This is a genomic window from Acetobacterium wieringae (assembly GCF_001766835.1).
Classification (GTDB): Bacteria; Bacillota; Clostridia; order Eubacteriales; family Eubacteriaceae; genus Acetobacterium; species Acetobacterium wieringae.
In genome coordinates this window covers 1-862 of sequence record NZ_LKEU01000045.1, presented here as the reverse complement: position 1 = coordinate 862, position 862 = coordinate 1, and the positions used below count along the sequence as shown (strand labels likewise).

The window sequence follows — 862 nt, the reverse complement described above, 5'->3', positions numbered from 1 at the left end:
AAAAATAATCTGAATGATGAATTGGTTGATTGTAAAATAAAAGCATATATCAGTCGTCTGAAACAAGTGATTTATGAATCGAGAAAGGACAACTATTATTTTAATAATGAAAGTGAAATCAAATTTATTGGAATAAGTGTGTCTTTTAGCAACTCATCCACCTTCAATAACTGCATTTCAATTCTTACCTTTTCTCTTATTAGCTCCTGTTTCCAAGAAGAAAGAAATTCTCCTAGATTATGCGGTTCTCCTGCATCACCCAAAATTTCTTTGATTTTTGTCAAATCCAAACCAAACCCCTTTAAATGCTGAATCATACTCATCCTTGCCATCTCTTCTGCCCCATAGATACGATATGGAGTGTTATCATAAAAGTGCAGTCCCAAATTGCAAGGAAATGAGGTAAAATAGAAATAAAAAGGACTGACTAATAATGAAAAAAATATATAGTGCTGAAGAACGCTATGAAGCGTTGAAACTGGCAAATGAGATTGGCAACAAAGCGGCAGCAGAGCGATTAGGTATAAAAATCGATACATTATACACATGGATCAGCAAAGCTAAAAGTGGAAAGGTTGGTTTTTGTGATGATCCAGGGAATATCCCACTAGCAGATCCCAATCGTTTAAAGCAGCTCGAAAAAGAGCTACGGGAAGCAAAAGAAGAGATTGAGATTCTTCAGGATGCGCTTGGTTTTTTTGTCAAGCGCCGAAAGAAATAGCGAAACAGCAGCGGATGTCATATATTACCGACCGCCGGGACCGTTGGCCGGTTGCCCTGCTCTGTCGTACGCTTGGTGTCAGCGAATCGGGTTACTATAAATTTCTGCGATCAAAAAGCAAACCGGATAAGCACGCAAATC

Annotated in this window: 2 protein-coding genes; one reads left to right on the top strand and one right to left on the bottom strand. The window is 38.3% G+C overall.

From position 1 onward, the window contains the following. Positions 1-95: 95 nt before the first annotated feature. Entirely contained in the window at positions 96-323 is a 228-nt protein-coding gene (locus ACWI_RS16995; protein ID WP_070372643.1) for a hypothetical protein, read from the bottom strand. Positions 324-433: 110 nt separating this feature from the next. Between ACWI_RS16995 and ACWI_RS16990 the strand changes: the two genes are divergently transcribed. Then, positions 434-721, top strand: coding sequence for a transposase (locus tag ACWI_RS16990; protein ID WP_070370131.1), 288 nt, complete (start codon positions 434-436; stop codon positions 719-721). The last annotated feature ends 141 nt before the right edge of the window (positions 722-862 follow it).

Excerpts from the sequence above, each read along its gene's own strand:
- ACWI_RS16995 (WP_070372643.1), bottom strand. The coding sequence starts at position 323 with ATGAGTATGATTCAGCATTTAAAGGGGTTTGGTTTGGATTTGACAAAA.
- ACWI_RS16990 (WP_070370131.1), top strand. The coding sequence starts at position 434 with ATGAAAAAAATATATAGTGCTGAAGAACGCTATGAAGCGTTGAAACTG.